The organism is Companilactobacillus bobalius (assembly GCF_002179915.1).
Taxonomy (GTDB): domain Bacteria; phylum Bacillota; class Bacilli; order Lactobacillales; family Lactobacillaceae; genus Companilactobacillus; species Companilactobacillus bobalius.
Genome location: NZ_MYFM01000007.1, coordinates 1 through 17195, shown reverse-complemented (window position 1 = coordinate 17195; position 17195 = coordinate 1). Strand labels below are relative to the sequence as shown.

General features: G+C 36.1%; 27 protein-coding genes, 26 tRNA genes and 1 rRNA gene. 6 read left to right on the top strand and 48 right to left on the bottom strand.

The window, feature by feature from the left end:
* Window positions 1–82: 82 nt before the first annotated feature.
* The 18 genes from LKACC16343_RS10840 to LKACC16343_RS10765 form a co-directional block, all read right to left on the bottom strand.
* Complete coding sequence (locus LKACC16343_RS10840) at window positions 83–1231, bottom strand: site-specific integrase (RefSeq protein ID WP_056951582.1); 1149 nt, start codon at window positions 1229–1231, stop codon at window positions 83–85.
* A complete protein-coding gene (locus tag LKACC16343_RS10835) occupies window positions 1194–1877 on the bottom strand; it encodes an N-6 DNA methylase (RefSeq protein ID WP_056951580.1) in 684 nt (227 codons plus the stop codon). Before LKACC16343_RS10835 ends, LKACC16343_RS10840 begins: the two co-directional genes overlap by 38 nt.
* The gene (locus LKACC16343_RS10830; protein WP_056951578.1) at window positions 1852–2421 is read right to left on the bottom strand and encodes a hypothetical protein; all 570 of its coding nucleotides are present in this window, start codon (window positions 2419–2421) and stop codon (window positions 1852–1854) included. Before LKACC16343_RS10830 ends, LKACC16343_RS10835 begins: the two co-directional genes overlap by 26 nt.
* Complete coding sequence (locus LKACC16343_RS10825; protein ID WP_056951576.1) at window positions 2390–2665, bottom strand: hypothetical protein; 276 nt, start codon at window positions 2663–2665, stop codon at window positions 2390–2392. The genes LKACC16343_RS10830 and LKACC16343_RS10825 overlap by 32 nt, the downstream gene beginning before the upstream one ends.
* Entirely contained in the window at window positions 2662–2928 is a 267-nt protein-coding gene (locus tag LKACC16343_RS10820; protein WP_056951575.1) for a hypothetical protein, read from the bottom strand. Before LKACC16343_RS10820 ends, LKACC16343_RS10825 begins: the two co-directional genes overlap by 4 nt.
* Before the next feature lie 49 nt (window positions 2929–2977).
* Window positions 2978–3118 carry a hypothetical protein gene (locus tag LKACC16343_RS14355; RefSeq protein WP_156638745.1) on the bottom strand — a complete coding sequence of 47 codons (141 nt, stop codon included), beginning with the start codon at window positions 3116–3118 and terminating at the stop codon, window positions 2978–2980.
* Between the two features lie 4 nt (window positions 3119–3122).
* Window positions 3123–3617 carry a hypothetical protein gene (locus tag LKACC16343_RS10815; RefSeq protein ID WP_087721292.1) on the bottom strand — a complete coding sequence of 165 codons (495 nt, stop codon included), beginning with the start codon at window positions 3615–3617 and terminating at the stop codon, window positions 3123–3125.
* A gap of 13 nt (window positions 3618–3630) precedes the next feature.
* On the bottom strand, window positions 3631–4107 hold the full coding sequence (locus LKACC16343_RS10810) for a hypothetical protein (RefSeq protein WP_056951571.1): 477 nt from the start codon (window positions 4105–4107) through the stop codon (window positions 3631–3633).
* A gap of 28 nt (window positions 4108–4135) precedes the next feature.
* Window positions 4136–4327, bottom strand: coding sequence for a DUF6877 family protein (locus tag LKACC16343_RS10805; RefSeq protein WP_056951569.1), 192 nt, complete (start codon window positions 4325–4327; stop codon window positions 4136–4138).
* A gap of 24 nt (window positions 4328–4351) precedes the next feature.
* Complete coding sequence (locus LKACC16343_RS10800) at window positions 4352–5101, bottom strand: hypothetical protein (RefSeq protein ID WP_056951567.1); 750 nt, start codon at window positions 5099–5101, stop codon at window positions 4352–4354.
* A gap of 9 nt (window positions 5102–5110) precedes the next feature.
* Complete coding sequence (locus tag LKACC16343_RS10795) at window positions 5111–5578, bottom strand: hypothetical protein (protein WP_056951565.1); 468 nt, start codon at window positions 5576–5578, stop codon at window positions 5111–5113.
* Between the two features lie 4 nt (window positions 5579–5582).
* The gene (locus tag LKACC16343_RS10790; RefSeq protein ID WP_056951563.1) at window positions 5583–5960 is read right to left on the bottom strand and encodes a hypothetical protein; all 378 of its coding nucleotides are present in this window, start codon (window positions 5958–5960) and stop codon (window positions 5583–5585) included.
* A gap of 11 nt (window positions 5961–5971) precedes the next feature.
* Window positions 5972–6529 carry a single-stranded DNA-binding protein gene (ssb, locus tag LKACC16343_RS10785; RefSeq protein WP_056951561.1) on the bottom strand — a complete coding sequence of 186 codons (558 nt, stop codon included), beginning with the start codon at window positions 6527–6529 and terminating at the stop codon, window positions 5972–5974.
* A complete protein-coding gene (locus tag LKACC16343_RS14585) occupies window positions 6519–6653 on the bottom strand; it encodes a hypothetical protein (protein WP_256970561.1) in 135 nt (44 codons plus the stop codon). The genes ssb and LKACC16343_RS14585 overlap by 11 nt, the downstream gene beginning before the upstream one ends.
* Window positions 6640–7827, bottom strand: coding sequence for a conserved phage C-terminal domain-containing protein (locus LKACC16343_RS14580; RefSeq protein WP_056951560.1), 1188 nt, complete (start codon window positions 7825–7827; stop codon window positions 6640–6642). Before LKACC16343_RS14580 ends, LKACC16343_RS14585 begins: the two co-directional genes overlap by 14 nt.
* Before the next feature lie 114 nt (window positions 7828–7941).
* On the bottom strand, window positions 7942–8136 hold the full coding sequence (locus LKACC16343_RS10775; RefSeq protein WP_056951558.1) for a hypothetical protein: 195 nt from the start codon (window positions 8134–8136) through the stop codon (window positions 7942–7944).
* An 11-nt stretch (window positions 8137–8147) separates the two neighbouring features.
* Complete coding sequence (locus LKACC16343_RS10770; RefSeq protein WP_056951556.1) at window positions 8148–8375, bottom strand: hypothetical protein; 228 nt, start codon at window positions 8373–8375, stop codon at window positions 8148–8150.
* A 7-nt stretch (window positions 8376–8382) separates the two neighbouring features.
* The gene (locus LKACC16343_RS10765) at window positions 8383–8703 is read right to left on the bottom strand and encodes a DUF771 domain-containing protein (RefSeq protein ID WP_056951554.1); all 321 of its coding nucleotides are present in this window, start codon (window positions 8701–8703) and stop codon (window positions 8383–8385) included.
* Between the two features lie 105 nt (window positions 8704–8808).
* Between LKACC16343_RS10765 and LKACC16343_RS10760 the strand changes: the two genes are divergently transcribed.
* Window positions 8809–9516 (top strand): hypothetical protein, encoded by a 708-nt coding sequence (locus LKACC16343_RS10760; protein WP_056951552.1) that lies wholly within the window; start codon window positions 8809–8811, stop codon window positions 9514–9516.
* Between the two features lie 76 nt (window positions 9517–9592).
* Here LKACC16343_RS10760 and LKACC16343_RS10755 read toward each other — a convergent pair whose 3' ends face one another.
* From LKACC16343_RS10755 to LKACC16343_RS10745, 3 genes are read right to left on the bottom strand one after another with little or no spacing between them, the layout of a single operon-like run.
* Entirely contained in the window at window positions 9593–9799 is a 207-nt protein-coding gene (locus tag LKACC16343_RS10755) for a hypothetical protein (protein ID WP_056951550.1), read from the bottom strand.
* Between the two features lie 2 nt (window positions 9800–9801).
* Complete coding sequence (locus LKACC16343_RS10750; protein WP_056951549.1) at window positions 9802–10512, bottom strand: phage regulatory protein/antirepressor Ant; 711 nt, start codon at window positions 10510–10512, stop codon at window positions 9802–9804.
* A gap of 10 nt (window positions 10513–10522) precedes the next feature.
* Window positions 10523–10771 (bottom strand): helix-turn-helix domain-containing protein, encoded by a 249-nt coding sequence (locus tag LKACC16343_RS10745; protein WP_158106613.1) that lies wholly within the window; start codon window positions 10769–10771, stop codon window positions 10523–10525.
* A 148-nt stretch (window positions 10772–10919) separates the two neighbouring features.
* Here LKACC16343_RS10745 and LKACC16343_RS10740 point away from each other — a divergent pair, with 148 nt between their 5' ends.
* The 5 genes from LKACC16343_RS10740 to LKACC16343_RS10720 all read left to right on the top strand — a co-directional run bounded on the left by LKACC16343_RS10740 (window position 10920) and on the right by LKACC16343_RS10720 (window position 14281).
* On the top strand, window positions 10920–11543 hold the full coding sequence (locus LKACC16343_RS10740) for a LexA family protein (protein WP_199250832.1): 624 nt from the start codon (window positions 10920–10922) through the stop codon (window positions 11541–11543).
* A gap of 12 nt (window positions 11544–11555) precedes the next feature.
* A complete protein-coding gene (locus LKACC16343_RS10735; RefSeq protein WP_056951545.1) occupies window positions 11556–11735 on the top strand; it encodes a hypothetical protein in 180 nt (59 codons plus the stop codon).
* 9 nt (window positions 11736–11744) lie between these two features.
* Entirely contained in the window at window positions 11745–12236 is a 492-nt protein-coding gene (locus tag LKACC16343_RS10730; protein WP_056951544.1) for a DUF4429 domain-containing protein, read from the top strand.
* A 65-nt stretch (window positions 12237–12301) separates the two neighbouring features.
* Window positions 12302–12952 carry a hypothetical protein gene (locus tag LKACC16343_RS10725; protein WP_056951542.1) on the top strand — a complete coding sequence of 217 codons (651 nt, stop codon included), beginning with the start codon at window positions 12302–12304 and terminating at the stop codon, window positions 12950–12952.
* 129 nt (window positions 12953–13081) lie between these two features.
* The gene (locus LKACC16343_RS10720; protein ID WP_056951539.1) at window positions 13082–14281 is read left to right on the top strand and encodes a tyrosine-type recombinase/integrase; all 1200 of its coding nucleotides are present in this window, start codon (window positions 13082–13084) and stop codon (window positions 14279–14281) included.
* A 169-nt stretch (window positions 14282–14450) separates the two neighbouring features.
* Here the strand turns inward: LKACC16343_RS10720 and LKACC16343_RS10715 are convergent.
* The 27 genes from LKACC16343_RS10715 to rrf all read right to left on the bottom strand — a co-directional run bounded on the left by LKACC16343_RS10715 (window position 14451) and on the right by rrf (window position 17059).
* A tRNA-Leu gene (locus LKACC16343_RS10715) sits at window positions 14451–14534 on the bottom strand.
* 37 nt (window positions 14535–14571) lie between these two features.
* Window positions 14572–14642: transfer RNA gene (locus tag LKACC16343_RS10710), tRNA-Cys, on the bottom strand.
* A 20-nt stretch (window positions 14643–14662) separates the two neighbouring features.
* Window positions 14663–14734: transfer RNA gene (locus LKACC16343_RS10705), tRNA-Gln, on the bottom strand.
* Window positions 14735–14743: 9 nt separating this feature from the next.
* Window positions 14744–14816 (bottom strand) — tRNA-His (locus LKACC16343_RS10700).
* A gap of 19 nt (window positions 14817–14835) precedes the next feature.
* A tRNA-Trp gene (locus LKACC16343_RS10695) sits at window positions 14836–14906 on the bottom strand.
* A 5-nt stretch (window positions 14907–14911) separates the two neighbouring features.
* Window positions 14912–14994 (bottom strand) — tRNA-Tyr (locus LKACC16343_RS10690).
* A gap of 4 nt (window positions 14995–14998) precedes the next feature.
* A tRNA-Phe gene (locus tag LKACC16343_RS10685) sits at window positions 14999–15071 on the bottom strand.
* 6 nt (window positions 15072–15077) lie between these two features.
* Window positions 15078–15151 (bottom strand) — tRNA-Asp (locus LKACC16343_RS10680).
* Between the two features lie 18 nt (window positions 15152–15169).
* Window positions 15170–15243 (bottom strand) — tRNA-Met (locus tag LKACC16343_RS10675).
* Between the two features lie 31 nt (window positions 15244–15274).
* Window positions 15275–15364, bottom strand: a tRNA-Ser gene (locus tag LKACC16343_RS10670).
* A 47-nt stretch (window positions 15365–15411) separates the two neighbouring features.
* Window positions 15412–15483 (bottom strand) — tRNA-Glu (locus LKACC16343_RS10665).
* Between the two features lie 10 nt (window positions 15484–15493).
* A tRNA-Ser gene (locus LKACC16343_RS10660) sits at window positions 15494–15581 on the bottom strand.
* Between the two features lie 8 nt (window positions 15582–15589).
* Window positions 15590–15664: transfer RNA gene (locus tag LKACC16343_RS10655), tRNA-Ile, on the bottom strand.
* Window positions 15665–15677: 13 nt separating this feature from the next.
* A tRNA-Gly gene (locus LKACC16343_RS10650) sits at window positions 15678–15748 on the bottom strand.
* 48 nt (window positions 15749–15796) lie between these two features.
* Window positions 15797–15870: transfer RNA gene (locus LKACC16343_RS10645), tRNA-Asp, on the bottom strand.
* A gap of 17 nt (window positions 15871–15887) precedes the next feature.
* A tRNA-Met gene (locus LKACC16343_RS10640) sits at window positions 15888–15961 on the bottom strand.
* A gap of 34 nt (window positions 15962–15995) precedes the next feature.
* A tRNA-Ile gene (locus LKACC16343_RS10635) sits at window positions 15996–16069 on the bottom strand.
* A 7-nt stretch (window positions 16070–16076) separates the two neighbouring features.
* Window positions 16077–16150 (bottom strand) — tRNA-Met (locus tag LKACC16343_RS10630).
* Window positions 16151–16190: 40 nt separating this feature from the next.
* Window positions 16191–16264: transfer RNA gene (locus LKACC16343_RS10625), tRNA-Pro, on the bottom strand.
* 11 nt (window positions 16265–16275) lie between these two features.
* Window positions 16276–16349, bottom strand: a tRNA-Arg gene (locus LKACC16343_RS10620).
* Window positions 16350–16362: 13 nt separating this feature from the next.
* A tRNA-Leu gene (locus tag LKACC16343_RS10615) sits at window positions 16363–16448 on the bottom strand.
* Window positions 16449–16462: 14 nt separating this feature from the next.
* Window positions 16463–16534 (bottom strand) — tRNA-Gly (locus tag LKACC16343_RS10610).
* 4 nt (window positions 16535–16538) lie between these two features.
* Window positions 16539–16611: transfer RNA gene (locus LKACC16343_RS10605), tRNA-Thr, on the bottom strand.
* Window positions 16612–16671: 60 nt separating this feature from the next.
* Window positions 16672–16754 (bottom strand) — tRNA-Leu (locus LKACC16343_RS10600).
* A gap of 23 nt (window positions 16755–16777) precedes the next feature.
* Window positions 16778–16850, bottom strand: a tRNA-Lys gene (locus LKACC16343_RS10595).
* Window positions 16851–16858: 8 nt separating this feature from the next.
* Window positions 16859–16931 (bottom strand) — tRNA-Val (locus tag LKACC16343_RS10590).
* Between the two features lie 11 nt (window positions 16932–16942).
* Window positions 16943–17059: ribosomal RNA gene (gene rrf / locus LKACC16343_RS10585) — 5S ribosomal RNA — on the bottom strand.
* Window positions 17060–17195 lie beyond the last annotated feature (136 nt).

The window sequence follows — 17195 nt, the reverse complement described above, 5'->3', positions numbered from 1 at the left end:
TCTTTTATATTCATCCCTCTAATCCTTTCATAAAGACTAACCAGCGGGCTTTTAATCCTTTATCACCAAAAGTAGTTATTGACTAAGACAGCAACCCTTTGATTTTTTCATCTGATGCTCGTTTCTTTTCCTCAAGAATATGAGCATATACTTTAAAGAGCATACTCGTATCCGTATGTCCAAGCTGTCTAGCAACAATTTGAGGTTGAATATCTTGATAAAGCAAATATGAAGCATAACTATGTCTTAGCTTATGTGCAGTCAATCTTGGCAATCCTAAATGGTTTTCAATAAGTTCAAGCTGATTATTAACCGTACTATTAAATATTCTTACACCTTCATTAATAAGTGGCCTACTAGGATCATTGGGAATATCGTACTTTTCTTTAAACTGATAATATTTTTTTAGTAATGAATAAAGTGTTTCATCAATTGTTATGTGTCGTATCGAACCAACATTTTTGGTATTTTGAAATTCTCCCTCAGGCTTTCTATAATTCCAAGTTTTTGAAATATTTAAGTAATCACGTTCTACATCTGTGTACCGAAATCCTAACGCTTCTGCAAATCTAGCCCCTGTATGAATTAATACGGCGTAAAGCATGTAATACATCTGATAGCTACTGCTTTGACCTCTTCCCTTTGCTGATTTCGTATAGTCCTCACCGTGATAAATTGGTTCTTGATCTAACATAGCATCCAACTTGAAGTCAATATAAGACTTAAATTTATTAAACTGCGTAGCACTAAATGCTTTAACCTTTTGTTTTACCGCTGCTCTTTGTTCAGGGGTCCATGTTTCTTCGACAGAGTGAATTACGATTCCGGTTTTTGCATATCCTCGAATATATCCATCATCTACCGCGAAGCCTAAACCCGCACCAATTTGAGTTCTAAAATCCATAACGGTCAAGCGTTGATGTGTTTTTCCGTAACCATCCAATATAAACTGCAAATTTTGACGATTATTTTCTAAATCAATTAGTAACATATCAGGAGCAATTTTTTTAATCTGTTCCAAGGACGCAAGATATTTATCTAAAGTAACGCCTCTAACTTTGCCTTCTTTTTCAGTTGCTATGAACCATTTATAGTAATCATAAAATGTCATACCTCTAACTTTTTTTATTAAATTCTGTCTGCTAATTTTTCTGGTTGATCCATCTTCAGCTCTATAATACATTTCTGCATTATTAGCGAATCTCCTTGATACGCTCAATTGATTTTGCATCAAATACTTCCTCCAATTTGTTTTCAATATGTTCTGGATAGCGTTCGTCACTCCAGCTTTTAATATTGAATTCTTTTTTGACCTCTTCTGAATAAGGCATTATGTTTATATCGCTAAAGCTTAATGCATCATTCTTAACGTTTTGTACGAAAAAGATACCCTTACATTTTTCTCTGGATAAACTGTCAATTTGAATCACAGTTGCGTTCATTCCACGAATTGCTAAATTAAAAAGTAAGAACGGTATCGCTCTATCTGATAGTTCTTCTAAAATATGATAATGTTCACTAGGTCTATAGTCCCAAAGCGTTTGCTTTAAACATTTTTGATAATAATGATCAATCACAATTCCACCAGTTCCTGCGGCAGGTTCAAAATAATTATCGTCTTTTGTATTAACTAACTTATTCATGATTGTTGAAACCGATTGAGGAGTAAAGTCCTGCTTTTTCTTCTTCCGATCAGCCGCTTCATCTTGAAAATACATATGAAACCAGTCAAAACTCATATCCGTTTCATTTTTTAGGAACACTTTGAATAATTGAATACGTTTATCTTTATTCAATATTGTTGATAGCAGCTTCTCTGGTGCCTTCCATGAATCATTCACGCCAATTAATTCATTTATCTTTTCTGTCGTTAGCATCTATTTCTCTGACTTTCATTTTTAATCTCACAATATTAATACCAGCTTTATTTAATTCTGGATTGTTAAAAAAATAACCTTCATGATGAATTCTGGCAATTTCTTGTTTGGTAACTTTGGTTAAATTCTTTTTTGAAAAATTCCGATTATTTCCATCAAGAAAATAAATACGTTCATTAGAATTTAATTTACAGTCATGATATTTTTCATACACATATCTGGAATATTGTTTCCAGCCAGTATCGGTTTTTATCAAAGCTTTTCCATACTTCATATATTTGCTACCGATTGGAACTGGTTTTCTACTCCCACTATTAGCTTTCATTAAGCCTTTGGTTCCCGTATTCCAGGGAATCATCCCAGGTTTAAAATAATTGTTATAGCCACTTTTTAATTTATGATGCACTTTGAATGATCTAAGTTGTGTGGCTGTAAAATTTGTGTCAAATTTTTTATTGACCAAATTTGCAAGCTGCTGACTACTAATACTTTTATAGTTTTGATAAATAAAGTCACTTTGTTTTTTCGTGAATATCCTTATCATCTTTATCATCACCTAGTAAAATTTGTGAACGTCCATTTGAATCAGCACTGTTAATATCATCATATGCAACCTTTGCCTTCAACATCACATTTGCGTTTTGAATTATCTTATCCCCAACATTAGTCATAGCTTTACTTCTTAAAACTTCTTTATTGAGTTCTTCATCGGATAATGAATCGTCATTAAGGCGTTCCATTTCTTCAAATAAATGATTATTTAAATCGACTAATGTATTTTTTGTCATCCCAACACCCTGATTAAACGGCCTTTGTACCGTGTAAATTTCTTACCGTCAACTGCTATACAAGTAACCTTTAGTCCCATCCGATCTATGACCCAAAACGCACTTGCAGCATCCTCTTGATCGCTATACCTTTTATTAGCAGTTGTGTACTCCTGAACTTTTTCATTTCCGTTATATAAACAAATGGTTTTGTAATTATTACTATCAAATCGAGATAACCACCATTTGTTATATGCCTTTTCTATTTTAGTTAACTTCGTCATTTTCCAACTCTTCCTTTTGCAATTTTAAATCCTATTACCGAATTTATTTTTACTCATCAGCATATTCCTTCAATATTTCATCGATATTCTCAGCGCCTGCATACGCATCTTCTTCTTTGAGTTCATCATCGTCAAATGGACTTAGATTTTTAAGATATTCGACTACTGCTTCATACTGTTTGCTATTCATCTGCTTATTCCTCCACCAGTTCATTTTCAGGAACTACTTCCATAAAAGGTTCATATTTAGGATTGATATCCAACACTTCTTCTTTAGTAAATTGTGTTTGATAATCTTCATTCTGATCCTTAATGAAGTGAACATAATATTTCTTGTCCGGAAACTTAGCCTTACCGGTATAAAAATCGGCAATATCTTTTGAAAAGCCAGCTTCTTCATATATTCCGATATAATTCAACTTATTATTCAAAGCTGTGAATCCACTATTCGATTCAAAAATATCTCCAAAGATATGGAATAAGTCATGGTCTGACACGGCATCTTCTAATTCTTCACGTTCCATTTTTGTCCAACCCTTTAAAACTCGTACATTGCTCATATCTTTTACCTCATAATTAAACTTTTTTGTTAGTGGAATTGGAAAAGCTTTTACTAAATCTTTAACACTCATTGAGGTTTCTCCATGAATCATTCCACCACAAAGCACAGCGTCATTTATTTTTGTCATATGTCGTCTATCCTCAACTAACTTTTGAAATTTTATACGTTACTTTATGTGGTCTAGCTTTGTATCTAGCACTTTTCCAATATCTAATTTTCTCAATTGGAACTTTCATAAACTCAGATAGTTCTCTTATCGTCCCTGTAGCAATCTTTTTGTGTTCCCGAATCAAATTGTATGTGCCGGTTCTACTAAGCTGTTCATTGTGATTTTCTAACCACTTAGAATTATTCAAGTTACCCATACGAATCAAGCAATTCAAGCTCGTAACAGTAACACCCAGTTCATTAGCAATTCGTTCTTTATCAATTCCTTGATTCAGCATAAGTTGAGCTGATCTAAAATCGAAATCATAATATTTAAATTCAAACGGATCTTTGCCGTCGTTAAAATATTTTCGTATTTTAATCATTCGTTCATCGAATAAAGGGATGTTAGATATATCGCCATATTCCATCTCGCATTGATATATAAGACCTAACATTGGATTAATCATTTTTATTCATCCCCTATCTGATATTCCATTAACTAATACTCTTCAAACGATTGGACCACCTTTGAGCATATCTAGCTTGCTGCCACATATATTCATCAGTGTCATTACCACCAGAAGCCATCCAATCTGTCATTCTTTTATTTATGTCCATCAACGCTTCCATTGGAATTCTGTTAGACAAAGAGTTAACAATATCAATTGGTAGTTCCTTACTTCTCATAATAAATTCACCATCCCTACAGAATTAAGCAATTACTGTTACATGTCCTGATTCAATCTCATCATTGAGATTATCATCTAAGTATGTCTTGATATTATTCATGGCTTCATTCTTCCAAGCTCCACCGTCAGCTTCAAATAACGCTGCTTCCATTCCCTCACGCATTCTGAATACAAACTTACTCTCAGGTTGTTCAACTTCAATAAATGTTCTATATGGTCTCATAGTTACTGGATTAGGAACCTTAACGGCTCCGACAGTAGCAATACCCGTTTTAATCTGAACTGATTGACTAACACCATCGTCAGAACTTTGATGAACCTGTTGTTCTTTCAAATTACCGATTACCTTTAAAATGAGTTCACGATCTTCTGTTTCAGCAAAGCGTGATTGCAGTGCAATATTTAGTGTTTCCGCCTCATAATATTGATTAAATCCAAAATCTGGAATCATTGCTTTTGAATCAATTAGTTTCTCACGTCTTCCATATTCATCGATGGCACCAAACACTTGAACTCTAGTTGGTGATATTACTTGAACAAACAATTGTTTGTCCTTTCGCTCATTCATATTCTTAATTAATTCAATAATTCCAGACAACGTTGAAATTTGAACTGAATCCTTACTTTGATTCTGAGGAATAACTGGTTTTGGCTCTCCATAATCGTTAAATGTGTAATTACGTCCTTGAATCTGAACCAATCTATCTCCGCTATTGGCAGCATTTACTAGTTCTTGAATTTTCTCAATTGTTTCACTTGTTAAATTTTCCATACTTATCACCTATGCCTTTTTACCTTGTTTTTGTAAATCAATCACTTGTGCTTGTTCTGATGATTCTTTTAAATCTTTAGTTTGTTTATCTTTATTTTCGACATTCTCTATCTTTTCACCGGTATCTGTACGAAGATCACCATTATCATCGATATATGTTTGTCCTTTGATACCTGATTTCAATTCATTAGCTTCAATTGCTCCTGTATCATCGTTTCTACCAACAAGTAATGTAGTTGATACTCCATTCTGTGGAACTAGCTTAGATTTAACTTCAGAGTACACAGAAATGGCATCCCTATTATCATTTGGTAAATATGTCAAAGTAATTGTGACCGAACGTTTCTTTTTTGCATCGGTATTTTCGTCAAGAATATTTTCACTAACCTTTTTAAGTTCCTGTTCAAATTTTTCCTGAACACCACCATTGGACATTTTTGATAAATCGAAATTTATTAGCTTTTTTACTTTCGTCATTTTATTAATCTCCTATTCTATTTAGTAAGTCGAACATGAATGACTGCATCCTGGTCTTATCGAATTTGTAGCAACGTAATTCTTCATTAACTGGCCTATCAATTGAAAGAGTACAATCACCAATAGATAGATACCCATTACTATCAAGCTCTCTGTCGTAGTATTCGCTATAATCACTACCTCGGTTTGTCGCTTCTTTTGGTTGGAAATTTTTCCAACATTGATTTGCTTGCTCAGATAAAAACTCTTTTAAATTGTTCCAAGTTTCTTTATCAAATTTCATATCGCTGTTTTCTGATAATGGTCTTGCCAAAAAAATAGCATGTTTTCTTGTAACAACAGTTAAAACGTTGCGTTTCTCGTCTTTAAAATTTTCAATCAACTTAATTCCCCCTAGAATGGCAAATCATCATCCGAAATATCTATTGGTTTCGAGTTATCAGCAAACGGATCACCCATATTATTGTTCAAATTATTAGATTGATTATTATTATTATTATTGTTGTTGTTGCTTTGACTATTATTGTTTCCGTATGAAGTCTGATTTGATTGATTTTGTTGATTATAATTAGGTGCTTGATTTGAGTCTGAATTATTTGAACCATTGCCAGAACTCCTCTTTTCAGATTCTGAACGAGATTCAAGTAAGGAGAAATTATCAACGACAACTTCAGTTACATAGACTTTTTGTCCTTGCTGATTGTCGTAATTTCGTGTTTGAATACGGCCGTCAATTCCAACAAGCGAGCCTTTATGGGTGAAGTTAGCAAAGTTCTCTGCTGCTTTACGCCAAATAACACAATTAACAAAGTCGGCTTCACGCTCACCTTGAGAGTTAGTAAACTGTCTATTAACCGCAAGTGTAAACCCTGCGACTGCTGCACCATTTTGTGTGTATCGAAGTTCTGGATCACGTGTTAAACGTCCTACTAAAACAGTTCTATTTATCATCAGTTTTTCCCCAATCTATAAAGAATCTCGAAACTATTATTAATCCAACAGCTGCAAGAACTATCCTGCCTATCATTTTCTTTTCCTCCAATGGTTTCCCCACGATTAATTTACTTAACGTCATATTTTGCCCTCATTTCAGCAAGCTCTTCCATAATTTCTTCATGACTTTTTATATATTCATCTTTGCTTGGTACATGTGCCTGATTCTCTGGTGCACTCCAATCTGTACCAATTTCAACAATTGGTTGTCTCCCTGTTCTTTTTCCAACAGGGATGTTAGATTTTTCATTCAAATATCCTTCAAAATTAGGACCGAATAAAGTTTGTGGTCTTAGATATATGTTTCTGCTTGGATCATTTAGCCAACTGATTACTTTTTTATCAATAACCTTCTTAAAATCATCTAGTCTAAATCCTTCATTCCATCTTTCAAGAATCATTTCTCTAGATTTAATAGTTGTTGATTTAAATGATTTACTGGTTTGAGCATTTAAGTAATCGATTATTGATTGATATGGAATAGCACCGTCGGGTTTCCCGACAGTATCTTTATCTAAATGGTTATCTAATAATGGTTCTCTCTCTTTATAGTTTTCTAAGTAGGGGGATTTAATTTTCTTAGTAGGTTCGTTAAATTTATTAAGTACCCCATTAAATTTTCTAAGTAGGTATATTTCTCTTTTAAGTACTTGCTTTGGCTTATCGGGATTGTAAAATCTTTTAGTTTCGATATACGATTTTTCTTCAAGATTACTAACCAACTGAGAAGCTCTTGCTGAACTACATCCTAAGAAGTTAGCAAAGTGTGAGTTACTTGCGAAACATCCCAAGTCACCAAACGATAAACTACTAATTTCAGTTATTAATGCCATCTGAGACTTATTGATTCCTTGTTCAAATAACAACTCTCTTGGAATCCAGACGCCTTTGAAATCTCGCTTGTAATCATCAATATTTTCTAATTCTTCAACAGTGAAATCAGTTTTATGTTGTTGAATCGGATATGTCTTTATTGGATATATTTCACGTCTACTGACTTGTTTCTTACCCTTCTTGTAAAAGAGCTTAACCGTTATGTATTTCTTGTCTGTGAGGCTCCTAACAAGCTGTGAGATTCTTGCTGAACTAATTCGTAGTATCTTAGTAAAGTGTGAGTTACTTGCGTAGCAACCTCTTCTACCGGCCAAACCTATAATCTCTGCATAAAAGAATCTTTCCATAATTCCAAGATTCCTATCCATCCAAATTTCTTTTGGGATCCATATGCCACTAAAGTTAATAATTTCATCAGTCATACAAATCACGCCTAACTCTTATATTTTCTTGTTAAGTAAGACGTTGTATAATAAACATGTGTTTGGTTGTTTATTATACAAACGTCCACAAGATGCTTATGTCCTGCAAGACAACTACATCTTTGAAGCCTTTCTCTTATTGAGGAGGGCTTTTTTCTTTTCCTTAAAATCATCATCACAAAATAACCAACTTTCAAAAAGATTATTCCAATCCTTTAAAACCGATTTTTCGTAAAATGGTCTCCAAAAGAATCCCAGTACAAAAGATAAAATTGGTACCCACAGTATGCTTGGAACTGATAATGTCATTTTTATTCCTCCTAAAATTCAAATTCATATGTATATGAGTCCGTTGTTGATGCGTTAACTTCAACGTTTGCACTTTCTAATGCATCCATTGCCCCATCTGACAAAGGTTGATTGAACGCCATAGTCACCGACCTCTTTCCCAGTGATACAGCCATCACAATTTTTTTAGCTAGTTCTGAGTATTGATAGTCCTCTTTTGCTTGAGGAATAAACTTTTGTAATTTATTTAAATCATTCATATTTCTTTCACTCTCCTGCTATTTTTAAGTTCATGATTCTATCCATGTTTTCTCTGCAAAAAATTGAAAACGTCCGATAATCAAATTTGTATTTACCACCCTGTCGTGGATAGTAAACCGGTCCTCCATTTTCACTTCTCAATTCCTTCTTAAACTTGGAGTCATTCAATACTGCTCTAAGTCTCTTAGGATATAAGCCACTCATTCTTGCCGTATTCTTAAAATCCGTATAAATCAGTTCTGAACTTTCGGCTTCAAGCTGTCTTTTGACCTCATTTCTTATCATCTCTTCAAGCTGCTTGTCTGGGATTGTTGTCGCCATTTGCATAATAATCACCTCCTTTCATATCCATGAATTTAGACCTTTGCGTATTTTGGACACGTGTTTCTTTGATATACTTTTCTTAATCCCAAAACAATCGAGGTGAAAATAATGAACTTTATAAAAACTAATTGGATTGCTATTGGGTCATTGGTTATTGCAACACTGAGTTTCCTTTATACCTTTTTCAAAACCAGAAAAAGTATTTCTGTAACTTGGGATGATAACTTTGTTTGTAACTTTCCCGATACCACATTTGTCTTTAACAGTGAAACTCACAGCAAGGAATCTATGACACATGTGATTACAAGTTCAATATCCATCGTTAATCCATCTTCAACAGATATATCTTTCTTTGATTTGCGAATATTTGATCCTAAAACTAATCTCAATATCGAAATGGTTACACAAAAGACTATTCCATCGTACGTTGAAGGAAAACATGTCTATCAACATCTGAATAAACAAGGAAATAATTACCAACAGATATACGGCCGCTATCAACAAATGGATATTCCTGAAAGAAAGTTTGGAATACTTAAAGGAAATTCTTTTACTAAAATTGATATCATTGGTGATTTTGACGTTTTACCCGATGAGTTAGGTAATATAACTGAATTAACGATTTCATTTAAAATTTCAAAGTGGACATTATTTAAAGATCAGTATGCAATTACCAACAGAAAAAAATACAAAAGCTATTCTAAAACTTATGATATTAGCGGTTGGAATGAACAGTGGCAATCAATGCTAGAACTGCAACAACAAATGCTATTAAAGGCAGTGAAAGATGCGCAAAGTACGCAATCAGACAAATGACACCAGTAATAGCTATTGAAATAATTAATAAAATCATGAAATCCATCATATACACCATCTTCCCTAGTTATTCCTTTTAATGTTTTTCTGCTTTACAAACTCTAAAAACCTTTCCATCAACCATTACATAAAGATTCTTGTTCGAAGGTAACAGCTTCGACAAGGATTTTTTTTCTGCCTCATCAATGAAAAAAATCATACTAAACCTACTTGTTCCACCAGTAAGAATAGGTATTCTGTCATTACCATCCTTATAAAAGTAAACGTACTCATGATTTTCCAAGGCTATATCTCCTTTAAAAATTTATTAACAAAATATGTTTGACCTTTTCCAGTAACTTTAGGAGTTTTAGTCACTCTTACAGAACCATCCGGGTTGCTGTAGGTACGTTCTTTTATTTCAAATATCTTCAAGTTCATTGACCTCTGAGTAGGCATATTTCTATCTGAGCGATTTCCAGCGATCAAGTAACCATTTGACCGTAGCCATTCAAATAATCTTCCAGCACCAATATTTACGCCATTCTGACTAATTAATTTGGCAAGTTCGCCAACGAGAATACTTGTATCACTAGTTTCAACCGCATTGGCAAATAAAACTTTTGGTTTCATCTGTTCAATTTGATCTTGTTGATTAGCAGCAAGTCTTAATGCTTCCGACATAGTTGATGGAACATGAAAACCACCAGTCTTTATCTGTTCTTCCATTTTGTTGAAGGCATTGATGTATTGAATTTTGAAACGTGTAGCTTTTTTCCCAGTGAATCCCATGGCCAATAACGTAAATCCGTCTTTAGTCATATAAAACATTCTGTATAGACGACCTCGACTATTTTTATAGGTTCCTTCTCGAAACATATTTTTCACTGCCGAATTTTCGACCGTGAGATTTTCAATGGATTCCAAAATATGCTTGTGGTCTTTATCAAAATTCTCGGCAACTTGTAAACTACTTGTCACTGGTTGCTCGTTTTTTAAAAACACTAATTCATTCAAAGACATCACCTTATTTCTTTATTTTTTTGCTAAAAGCGTGATTGCTTCCAAAAAAAATATAATCTTGTGGAATATTGTATATATTGGTTACCCTGTTTATTTCTGAAATTCTTAAATCAGATGAATCCTTTTCCCACTTTTGGAGCGTTGGCTTTGAAATTTTAAGTCGCTCAGAAGCCGTTGTCTGATTCAGACCGGCTCTTACTCTGAGATCTCTTAAAGTATGTTTTGCTCTAATAGGAATTCTATTATCAGACATGTCCATACCTCCTTTACAAGCAATAGATTATCACGCTTTTAGCGAAAATACAATCTTTTTTTGTTTTAAAGCGTGTCTTTTTGTCTGAAAGAAAGAATTTTAACGCTTTTTGTGATATATTATAGATAATGAAATGAGGTCAATAATAATGGTTAAAGATATAAAAGAAATATTCTCAGAAAACTTAAAACGTTATATGGATATTAAAGGTGAAAATATTACCAAATTATCTGATTCCATTAATGTTGCCTACTCAACAGTGTCAGACTGGATTCATGGTCGTAAAATGCCAAGGTCTGGCTCACTAGAATTACTAGCTGAACACTATGACATTAACATTTCTGACTTAACCTCAGCAAAGTTTGAGATGATTCCTAGTCAAAGACCATCCAAAAGAATTCCTATTATTGGTGAAATAGCATGTGGCGATCCTATCACTGCAGAGGAAAACATTGAAGGTTATTTATATGAACCTATTGATTCCTTACCAAGCGGTAATCTCTTTTATTTAAAAGCAAAGGGTCATTCAATGGAACCAACGATTCCTGACGGTTCAAATGTTCTGATTAGAGAGCAGCCTGAAGTAGAAGATGATGAAATAGCCGCTGTTCTCGTCAATGGTGATACTGAGGCAACTCTAAAAAGAATTAAACATCAAGGGGATATTGTCATGCTGATGCCAGATAATGCATCATACTCTCCTTATATTGTCACTCGTAATAATCCAGCTAGAATCTTAGGAAAAGCAATACGTTTTACTACTGATCTTTAAGGAGTGTTTAGTTTGCATGTAAAAAATGAGATTGATCTAAGGGATGTCCTATTGCAAAGAGCGGGTGAAGCCTTCATTAATAAAATAATCTGGTTTGAAGGTAAAGAATATTATGGCAAAGAGGCCGTCCAAAAAGCACTGGCATTAGTTGATTTAGTGGAATTCTATGATAAAAAATATAATTTATATTAAGGGGAAATCATGGTTATAACCGTTAAGGGAACAAATGGTCAAATTACAGCCGATAATGAAAAAGTAGTTATATCTCGTAAAGGATTTCTAGGTCATATAACTCAAGGATTCAAAGGTGATCGAACTATTTATTATACGGATATTAAATCTGTGGAATTTAAAAAAGCAACAATATGGATGAATGGTTATATTCAATTTATTACAAATGCTGAGTTGGCTACTCAAAAAAAATCGGGTGTTCTTCATTCCTCTACTGAGGCCATTAAGGATCCTAACATTGTTGTATTTAGAGCCTTCAAAAAAGAAATGGTTACTGATAGTCAAAAAATTTATAATTTTATTATGAATGAAATTGATTCTTATAAGCATAGCAATTCATCAAGTGACGCTATACAACTCTCATCTGCAGATGAAATAACTAAATTTAAAAAATTACTTGATGAAAATGTTATTACTCAAGATGAATTTGATAAAAAGAAGAATGAATTATTAAATCTTTAATTACTATTTTTGTCCAAATACTGACGACTTAAAAAGCTGAATATATTGTTCTATAGGGGGAAATCATGAATAAGGGTTCAAAAATACTTTTATCAAGCATTGCTGCTGTCACTCTATCAACTACTTTTTTAGGGACATCTGGATTAACTTTTAATCCTACACAAGAAACAGTTGTTTATGCAAAAGCAAAACAAGCAACATTGATTCCGGGATCTTATAAAGTAGGTTCTGAATTAAAGCCTGGTAGATACACTATCACTTCTTCAGACGGTTCAAGTGGTAACATTTCTTCCATGCCTAAAAAGAGTCTTCACGGCGACACAATAAACGAGATTCTTGGCAGTGAAACCGATATGTCACAGGTGCCATCTGTCACTGCAACACTTGCTAAGGGTGACAAAGTAAAAATCGAAGGATTAACTTCAGCAACATTCACCCCAGTTAAGAAACGAAATAAGAAAAATAATACTGCTTTGGCAACTGGTTCTTGGATAGTTGGTAAAGATATTAAAAAAGGCAAATATACCGTTACACCAGTTGATGGTCAAAGTGGTAATTTTATTGTGATTCCAAAGAGTACATTTGGAGATACAACAAACGAAGTTCTTGGTGGAGATACTGATATGTCACAAGTACCAAAGGTAAATGTGAAATTACATAATGGCGATAAAGTTGAAGTAGCCGGTATGACTCAAGTCAATTTTGCTAAAAGATAAATCCAAATAAAAAAGCCCTACACAAATGTGCAGGGTTAGAAGTAGGATTTTTACAATTGAATAATTTAAATAAGTCTCACCGTAGGCTTATTTATTTTCGCCCAAATCCACCGAAAGGAGGTGAAAAATATGTCTAAAAATAAACATACTTTAATTTACAAGAAGCAAAAAGGTTGGGCATACCGTGTTTATTACATGGGTGAAGATGGAAAGAACCACTCTATTAATAAGCAAGGTTTCAAATCTAAGTCTGATGCTGAAGATGCCGCCAGAGAGATTGAAAATAGACGTGCCGTTGCAAGACTGGATATTGCAGAAAATATCACCTTTGCACAGTATTTTGAATCATGGATCAATACTTATAAATTAGGTAGATACTCTCTTTCTACTGATTCAAAGTATGAGGTTGCTCTAAGATTCATTCAAGATTATTTCTATGATGATTTGCTAAAAGATATTACTAAAATGGAATATCAAGGATTCATAGATGACTACTCAAAAGACCATGTCAAAGATAGCATCTATCGAATTAATGGTTATATTGGTTCTTGTATTCAAGAAGCTGTTGACGAAAGAATCATCGACCGTAATTTTACAAGAAATGTTGTTATTACAACTAAAAAGAAAGGCAAATCTGCAGATCTAAAATATCTCGAATCTGACGTAGCATCCAGTTTAAGAATCATGGCCAAAGAGAATGCTACCCTATCAAATATTTCTGCATGTGAGATTCTATTCGCATTAGGAACCGGCTGTCGGTATGCTGAAATAGTTGGATTGACCTGGGATAATGTTGATTTTGAAAATCACACAGTCAATATTCAAAAAACTTATGATTATAAAAAAAGAACTGGCTTTCTCCCCACAAAGACAGAAAGCTCAGTTCGACAGATCACTATCTCAGACGAATTGATCCGAGAATTACGACTATTAAGAATGCAGCAACGTGAGACTTTCTTTAAACAAGGCTTTAAAAACAATAAAAACTTTGTATTTATTAACAAGAGGCACACTGTTCCCTCAGATACCTCAGCTAATAATGTTCTAAGAAAATATCTCAAAAAAATTTATTTTGAAAAAAATAAATCCAAAGGTATGAACGATACCGAAAATAGAAAAACATTGGACAATATGGAACTAATCGGATTTCATGGTCTCAGACATACCCATGCATCATATCTAATAGCACATGGTCTGTCACTTGAGTATATATCACAACGCCTTGGTCATTCAAACGTTGCGATCACTTCTAAGGTCTATATTCATCTATTAAATGACTATCGTGAGCGTGAAGATAGTAAGGCGATGAAGGCTCTATCTAAGCTCTAAAAAGAGTGACCAAAAGGTGACCTTTTTCTCCAAAAGTGACCAAAGGTGACCCATTTTTCTTCACAAGCTGGTAATGAGTTAGACAAATAAAAAAAGCTCTGAACATTGACTTAACAACGTTCAGAGCTACTTGCTATCGAGTTAGTAAAGAGCTGGTCTTCACAATTAATACCGGTGATCGGGGTCGAACCGATACTCCCTACTGGGAACAGGATTTTGAATCCTGCGCGTCTGCCAATTCCGCCACACCGGCATGTTTATAACATGCCTGATTACTTAAGCATAACCAAAGGCGGTAACCGGATTTGAACCGGTGATGAAGGTTTTGCAGACCTCTGCCTTACCACTTGGCTATACCGCCATATTCAATTTACAAAGCAATTGGGTTAGCTGGATTCGAACCAGCGCATGATGGAGTCAAAGTCCATTGCCTTACCGCTTGGCTATAACCCAATAAAAATAGGCGGTATGTGAGAATCGAACTCACGTGTGTCGGTACCACAAACCGATGTGTTAACCACTTCACCAATACCGCCATGATCAAAAGGTAGAAACAGGGATAGTAGGAATTGAACCCACACCGACGGTTTTGGAGACCGTAGTTCTACCTTTAAACTATATCCCTAAATATGGAGGGGAGTGGATTCGAACCACCGAACCCGAAGGAGCGGATTTACAGTCCGCCGCGTTTAGCCAGACTTCGCTACCCCTCCAAAATGGCGCGGGACGGAATCGAACCGCCGACACATGCAGCTTCAATGCATTGCTCTACCAACTGAGCTACCGAGCCATTAAACGGTCCGTGCGAGAATCGAACTCGCGATCTCCTGCGTGACAGGCAGGCGTCCTAACCAACTAGACCAACGAACCAAGAATTTCTGAAGCGAATTGCGGGAGCAGGATTTGAACCTACGACCTTCGGGTTATGAGCCCGACGAGCTACCAGACTGCTCCATCCCGCGATAATAAAAATAAATCATATGCTACCCACTAAGGAGGATGTGGGATTCGAACCCACGCGCCGCTTTCGCGACCTGACGGTTTTCAAGACCGTTCCCTTAAGCCGGACTTGGGTAATCCTCCATTGCTTAAAACGTAAAACTATTAACTTAATGATGCTTATGCATCAATGACCCGTACGAGATTTGAACTCATGTTACCGCCGTGAAAGGGCGGTGTCTTAACCACTTGACCAACGGGTCATATAAAAAACGGAGAAGGAGGGATTTGAACCCTCGCGCCGCGTTAGCGACCTACACCCTTAGCAGGGGCGCCTCTTCAGCCACTTGAGTACTTCTCCAGATATAGTGGGCCTAAATGGACTTGAACCATCGACCTCACGCTTATCAGGCGTGCGCTCTAAACCAGCTGAGCTATAGGCCCAAAACAGTGGCAAAGCGGGTGACGAGAATCGAACTCGCGACAACAGCTTGGAAGGCTGTGGTTTTACCACTAAACTACACCCGCATATTACCTACGACACTTTAAGAACTAATAGATTAAACAATCTATTAACGGTCCGTGCGAGAATCGAACTCGCGATCTCCTGCGTGACAGGCAGGCGTCCTAACCAACTAGACCAACGAACCAAATATTTTGAAACTAATTGCGGGAGCAGGATTTGAACCTACGACCTTCGGGTTATGAGCCCGACGAGCTACCAGACTGCTCCATCCCGCGATAACAATAACAGCATTAAAGGGGTCCTTAAAGATGGACCCTGTAGGACTCGAACCTACGACCGAGCGGTTATGAGCCGCCTGCTCTAACCAACTGAGCTAAAGGTCCGGAAAAATAGCGGCGAAGGGGATCGAACCCCCGACCTCCCGGGTATGAACCGGACGCTCTAGCCAGCTGAGCTACACCGCCATAAAACTTAATGCCGTACAGAAAACAACTTTCGTTGTAATCGGGAAGACAGGATTCGAACCTGCGACCCCCTGGTCCCAAACCAGGTGCTCTACCAAGCTGAGCCACTTCCCGAGAAAAACAAATGCACCTAGTAGGAGTCGAACCTACAACCTTCTGATTCGTAGTCAGACACTCTATCCAATTGCGCTATAGGTGCATATTCATTATAGTGCCGAGGACCGGAATCGAACCGGTACGGTAATCACTTACCGCAGGATTTTAAGTCCTGTGCGTCTGCCAGTTCCGCCACCCCGGCGTTACTATAATGAAAGCGGAAGACGGGATTCGAACCCGCGACCCCCACCATGGCAAGGTGATGTTCTACCACTGAACTACTTCCGCATTATGCCGACTAGAGGATTCGAACCTCCGACCCCCTGTTTACAAGACAGATGCTCTGCCAGCTGAGCTAAGTCGGCATAAAACGTTACTTTCATATAATACTAAATGTTTCCCAATATTGCAACAACAATATTGAATACGGGTGAAAGGACTTGAACCTTCATGTCCACTGGACACTAGAACCTAAATCTAGCGCGTCTGCCAATTCCGCCACACCCGCATGGTGTGTATATATGTTGCAAATGAGCCGTGACAGGTTCGAACTGTCGACCCTCTGATTAAAAGTCAGATGCTCTACCAACTGAGCTAACGGCTCATGATGAATGGAGGATACAGGGATCGAACCTGTGACCTCCTGCTTGTAAGGCAGATGCTCTCCCAGCTGAGCTAATCCTCCATCATGAAACAGCGTAGCAACTATCTATCCTCGCGGGTAGTTTCCCACCAACTACTTTCGACGTGGAGAAGCTTAACTTCTGTGTTCGGAATGGGAACAGGTGTATCCTTCTCGCTATCGCCACCACACTATTGTTGCTCGTACCTTCAAAACTAGATATTAAGATTATGAATTAAATTAAAACACTTCAAACTGCTGTAAACTCTTACTCGGTTAAGTCCTCGATCTATTAGTACTGCTCAGCTCCATGTATCGCTACACTTC

Excerpts from the sequence above, each read along its gene's own strand:
- LKACC16343_RS10745 (WP_158106613.1), bottom strand. The coding sequence starts at position 10,771 with ATGTCTGATAATAGAATTCCTATTAGAGCAAAACATACTTTAAGAGAT.
- LKACC16343_RS10765 (WP_056951554.1), bottom strand. The coding sequence starts at position 8,703 with ATGCAAATGGCGACAACAATCCCAGACAAGCAGCTTGAAGAGATGATA.
- LKACC16343_RS10770 (WP_056951556.1), bottom strand. The coding sequence starts at position 8,375 with ATGAATGATTTAAATAAATTACAAAAGTTTATTCCTCAAGCAAAAGAG.
- LKACC16343_RS10775 (WP_056951558.1), bottom strand. The coding sequence starts at position 8,136 with ATGACATTATCAGTTCCAAGCATACTGTGGGTACCAATTTTATCTTTT.
- LKACC16343_RS10795 (WP_056951565.1), bottom strand. The coding sequence starts at position 5,578 with ATGACGAAAGTAAAAAAGCTAATAAATTTCGATTTATCAAAAATGTCC.
- LKACC16343_RS10835 (WP_056951580.1), bottom strand. The coding sequence starts at position 1,877 with ATGCTAACGACAGAAAAGATAAATGAATTAATTGGCGTGAATGATTCA.
- LKACC16343_RS10840 (WP_056951582.1), bottom strand. The coding sequence starts at position 1,231 with ATGCAAAATCAATTGAGCGTATCAAGGAGATTCGCTAATAATGCAGAA.
- LKACC16343_RS10720 (WP_056951539.1), top strand. The coding sequence starts at position 13,082 with ATGTCTAAAAATAAACATACTTTAATTTACAAGAAGCAAAAAGGTTGG.
- LKACC16343_RS10830 (WP_056951578.1), bottom strand. The coding sequence starts at position 2,421 with ATGATAAGGATATTCACGAAAAAACAAAGTGACTTTATTTATCAAAAC.
- LKACC16343_RS10760 (WP_056951552.1), top strand. The coding sequence starts at position 8,809 with ATGAACTTTATAAAAACTAATTGGATTGCTATTGGGTCATTGGTTATT.
- LKACC16343_RS14585 (WP_256970561.1), bottom strand. The coding sequence starts at position 6,653 with ATGACGTTAAGTAAATTAATCGTGGGGAAACCATTGGAGGAAAAGAAA.
- LKACC16343_RS14580 (WP_056951560.1), bottom strand. The coding sequence starts at position 7,827 with ATGACTGATGAAATTATTAACTTTAGTGGCATATGGATCCCAAAAGAA.
- ssb (WP_056951561.1), bottom strand. The coding sequence starts at position 6,529 with ATGATAAATAGAACTGTTTTAGTAGGACGTTTAACACGTGATCCAGAA.
- LKACC16343_RS10725 (WP_056951542.1), top strand. The coding sequence starts at position 12,302 with ATGAATAAGGGTTCAAAAATACTTTTATCAAGCATTGCTGCTGTCACT.
- LKACC16343_RS10810 (WP_056951571.1), bottom strand. The coding sequence starts at position 4,107 with ATGATTAATCCAATGTTAGGTCTTATATATCAATGCGAGATGGAATAT.
- LKACC16343_RS14355 (WP_156638745.1), bottom strand. The coding sequence starts at position 3,118 with ATGAATAGCAAACAGTATGAAGCAGTAGTCGAATATCTTAAAAATCTA.
- LKACC16343_RS10800 (WP_056951567.1), bottom strand. The coding sequence starts at position 5,101 with ATGGAAAATTTAACAAGTGAAACAATTGAGAAAATTCAAGAACTAGTA.
- LKACC16343_RS10805 (WP_056951569.1), bottom strand. The coding sequence starts at position 4,327 with ATGAGAAGTAAGGAACTACCAATTGATATTGTTAACTCTTTGTCTAAC.
- LKACC16343_RS10730 (WP_056951544.1), top strand. The coding sequence starts at position 11,745 with ATGGTTATAACCGTTAAGGGAACAAATGGTCAAATTACAGCCGATAAT.
- LKACC16343_RS10825 (WP_056951576.1), bottom strand. The coding sequence starts at position 2,665 with ATGACAAAAAATACATTAGTCGATTTAAATAATCATTTATTTGAAGAA.
- LKACC16343_RS10820 (WP_056951575.1), bottom strand. The coding sequence starts at position 2,928 with ATGACGAAGTTAACTAAAATAGAAAAGGCATATAACAAATGGTGGTTA.
- LKACC16343_RS10740 (WP_199250832.1), top strand. The coding sequence starts at position 10,920 with ATGGTTAAAGATATAAAAGAAATATTCTCAGAAAACTTAAAACGTTAT.
- LKACC16343_RS10815 (WP_087721292.1), bottom strand. The coding sequence starts at position 3,617 with ATGACAAAAATAAATGACGCTGTGCTTTGTGGTGGAATGATTCATGGA.